A 3,993-nucleotide genomic window follows, 5' to 3' on the forward strand; every position below is an offset into this window, starting at 1 on the left:
CAACGCAACCAGGGCTGCCCAACAACGCGAAGATTCTTCTGTTTCGCTAATATCGGCAGCGCCCCGCTCGTCCCGATAGGAACCGCCGCCGAGCCCACCTTCGGCAAACACCTCCCCAAGGCGTCTCACACACAGGTCAACTCTGGAGTAACCGCAAACGATGACAAAATGGCGGCCAAGAACCGCTTTGGCAAACTTTCCGGCAAAAGGAGTCAAGTCGCAAATCCGCGACCTGGCATTTTACTGAAATTGAAGAGAGGGTCACGTCCGAAATCTTACCAAAGCGGCCATTGGGCGCCATTTTCCATCACACCCCCGCCGAACCACGTTTACGTAGGGATAATCGTGACGCTTCGCGCCAACGAATCGTTTGCCGCAGATAGACGTTTTCCAGAACCTTTCGCACAGAGGGTAATCTTGGCATAAGGGCAGACGGTCACCGAATTACACTTGGCAAGCCTCCCTGCAGCCGTCAGCTACGATGCGCTCAAAGCGCTCTCGCCCGCCTGCACCGCTGCCTTGCGCGCAAGCGGCGAGAAGCGCAGCGCTGTCTCAATGAAGCTGTCCACGATCCTACTGCGGAAAATGCGCTTGTCGTACGCCAGGTAGATGATGTGGAAGTCGTCGGGTACGTCCTCAAGGGGGATCTTGCGTACATGGTCGAACCGCTCGATAGCGAACGTGTCGAGCATGATGCCCGGCACCTGATGGTTCGAAACGATAACGATCGTCAAGTTAAATTCGTCATCGTAGTCGATCGAGGGCTCGATGCCGTGCGCATCGAACAGCCGACGCATCTCGTTGCCAAGCGGCGTTCCCGGCCGATAGCTGGCGAACGGCAGGTCAGACAGTTCGGAGAGCCTGACGCTGTCGCGCTTGGCAAAGCGATGCTGCTCGTGGACCACCAACACCAGACGCTTCGTGAGCATGGGCAGATAGCTAATGCCCGGCTCGTTGTCGGCCTTCGAAGCGAAGATCAAGTCGTATTCCTGCGCCTTGAGCGCGTTGGTCAACGGCAGCGAGAACTCAACCGTAAAGCCCATGCGCACATCGTAGCCGTACTCTTCCCAAAACTGCTGCAGTAAGGCAGGCAGGAAGTCGTGCTGGATGGTGGGGATGGTGCCGATGCTGAGCGAACCGCCCGACGGCGCGCCATGCGAACGGACAGCCGCGATGCCCGCATCGAGCTCGTCGAGCACCGAGGATATCTTGTCGTAGAACTCCCGCCCGTGCTTCGTGGGTCTGATCTGGCGGCCTTCGCGATAGAACAGCGGCACGCCCAGCTCGTGCTCGAGGGCTTTGATAGACAGGCTCAGCGTGGGCTGCGTGATGTAGAGCTCCTTGGCCGCACGGGTCATATGCTGCAACTCGGACAGCTTCTTGAAGTTGTAGAGCTGGGAGAGCGAAATGGAAGCGGAGCTGTTCATGTAACCTCCTCGCATGCCGCAGCGGCGCCTCGCAAGGAGCCCCTTCTCGCTTCATAATAGAAGCACTTTGAGACGCGCACCACGGCCATAAGCCCGATTCTGTGCCGATTAAGGCTATTCCGTCCAGAGCGCGCGCAAATTCTTATTCCCTATCGCAAGCGCAGCCAAGCCCGAGACCAGCACGACCACCAGCATGACCAGGCCCACCGAGAACACGGCGGAGAACCCGTAGGACGAACCCACCCACGCCCAGATCATGGATGCAAAAGCTCCGATAAGGTTGAACACGGTGGAGATACGCGAGTAGATGACGGGATACTCGCGCGTGCCGAAAACAGCCCGCGTGAGCGCGGGGACAAGCACGACTGCCGTGGCGTAGAACGCTCCGAAGATGAAGGCGCCCGCATACAGTGCGAATTCCGTCCCCACGCCGAACCAGCAGAGGAAGATGCCCACGACACCCGACGCGAACGCAAACACGAGAGCCCCCTTCACGCTCTTGTCGACAGCTGCGCCCAGCACGATCTTGAACAGCGCCTGCCCCACCATCATGACCGTCGACATGACGCCGCCCACCACCAGCACGTCGAACGCGACGCCCGAGAGCGACTTCGTGTACGTGGGGAACTGCATGGCTATGAGGTTTGCGATGTTGATGATGCCCGCGCAGAGGCACACCAGGTAGAATGCGGAGGACTTCATGGCCGTCTTCGCCGACAGTCCCTGGGGCTTCGCGGCCGCCTTGCCGTCGACCACAGTGGCTCCGTAGGGGGCGAGTCCGCAGTCTTCAGGGCGCGTACGTACGCAGAACAGCGTGAACGGCAACGCCGTGATCAGCGCGATAGCAGCCCAGATGAGATATATCTGATGGAAGTCCATGCCGCTGGACTTCAAAGCCGTGAACACCACGGACCACAGCGCTCCCCCGATGCCGGTGAACGCCATGCACAACCCGATGAAGAACCCGGCGCGTTCGTAGAACCAGTTGTTCACCAGTACAGGAATAGCCAACCAAAGGATCGATATCTCGCCCAATCCCAACAGCACGCCAGCTGCGTAGAACAGGTAGATGCTAGTGGAAAGCCCCATGACAAGAAACGCAGCACTTACGCAGCACGCGGAGACGCTCAGGATAATGCGCACGTCCACCCTCTGCAGCAGCTTGCCGGCAAAGGGGGAGGCAACGGTCATAGTCAGGTACATGATGGTGACATAGAGCGCAAACGAAGTGGTAGGAATGCCGAGCGCCTCCGAGACAACCGGCTGGAACAACCCCCAAGTGGAAAAGCAGAGTGCCGAACAGCCGAACGTGATCATGATGCCGGTGAGCACGACGAGCAGATGGCGCGTCGAAAGTTTTTCTCTTGTTTGAGCAGCCACGCGAGCCTCCTTGCGAGTGGTCGCGGGTGCCTGCAAAACGGCCGTCCCCTAAAACACGACGAGCGTGCCGTCGCACAGCGCCTGCGACGAATACCGGAATAGATAAACGAGAGACGGACCCGGACGCTTGAGCGGGCGTCCGGGTCCGCAGGGTGGGGTGCCAGCGCTCGCGCGCGGCGGAGTTAGAGGTTTTTGAACTGGTACTTCTCGGGGTTGTCCTTCACATCCTGCTTGTTCTTCGGGTTCATCTTGGCGCGGCCGATCACGCCATCCTGGGATACCGCCCCCAACACCTGGTTGCGGTTCTCCATCTTCACCTGCGTCTCGAAGCTCGTGCCGTCCACGGCGGCATGTATGGACTCCTTTGTGAGCCGCAGCGCCATGGGGGCGGTGGTGTCGCACATATGGTGCGCGAGCGCCACGGCCTTGTCGACCACCTCGTCGTCGGGCACCACCTCCAGGCCAAAGCCCCAGCTGTGCAGCGTGGCGGCATCCCAGCGGTCGGGCGAGGACATGATGCGAAACGCCCTCTCGTAGCCGACGATCTTCGGCAGGTAGAACGAGCCTGACATATCGGTGCCGGTGTAGCCGATGGCCAGGTAGCCGGCGTTCATCTTGAAGCTCTCGCCCAAGATGCGCATGTCGCAAGCGCAGGACAGCGACATGCCGCCGCCCACCGCGTAGCCCTTGAGCGCGCCGATGATGGGCTGCTCGCAGCGGTGCATGTACACCACCTGGTCGGAGCACATGCGCTGCATGAGGTAGTACATCGTCTGCACGTCACCCATATCGTCGGGGTGCTCCATAGCCAAATCGTTCAGGTTGAACCCGGCGCAGAACGCACGGCCCTCGCCCGTGAGCACGATGACGCGGCACTCATGGTCCATACGCACTTTGATGAGGAACTCGTTGAATTCGGCCATCTGGGCGTACGACATGGCGTTCAGGTTCCCCGGATCGTTGAACGAGCAGATATAGACCGGGCCGTCCTTGGTAATGGTGATCTTCTCGTACGTATCGTAGGTAAACTCGGGCACGCAGTACTTATCTTGATAAAAACCCATGATTCCTCCTCGTAAACGGGACCGTCCCGGAGACTCTGAGCATCCGGGATCGCTTGAATCACAGATTACGGACAGGGAGAGGAACCGTACACGGACAGGAATCCTGGTTTTGTCCGAAGCGG

The 3,993-nt window shown here is 59.6% G+C and carries 4 protein-coding genes; all 4 read right to left on the bottom strand.

The window, feature by feature from the left end:
• A partial coding sequence (locus tag RR842_RS12465; RefSeq protein WP_332729944.1) for a hypothetical protein occupies positions 1 to 216 on the bottom strand: 216 nt, incomplete at its 3' end.
• A 260-nt stretch (positions 217 to 476) separates the two neighbouring features.
• Positions 477 to 1,427: a LysR family transcriptional regulator gene (locus RR842_RS12470; RefSeq protein WP_332729946.1), complete on the bottom strand. Its 951-nt coding sequence runs from the start codon at positions 1,425 to 1,427 to the stop codon at positions 477 to 479.
• Between the two features lie 114 nt (positions 1,428 to 1,541).
• A complete protein-coding gene (locus RR842_RS12475; RefSeq protein ID WP_332729947.1) occupies positions 1,542 to 2,807 on the bottom strand; it encodes an MFS transporter in 1,266 nt (421 codons plus the stop codon).
• 182 nt (positions 2,808 to 2,989) lie between these two features.
• Positions 2,990 to 3,871: an enoyl-CoA hydratase/isomerase family protein gene (locus RR842_RS12480; protein ID WP_332521339.1), complete on the bottom strand. Its 882-nt coding sequence runs from the start codon at positions 3,869 to 3,871 to the stop codon at positions 2,990 to 2,992.
• Between the last annotated feature and the right edge of the window lie 122 nt (positions 3,872 to 3,993).

The organism is Gordonibacter sp. (assembly GCF_036667095.1).
Taxonomy (GTDB): domain Bacteria; phylum Actinomycetota; class Coriobacteriia; order Coriobacteriales; family Eggerthellaceae; genus Gordonibacter.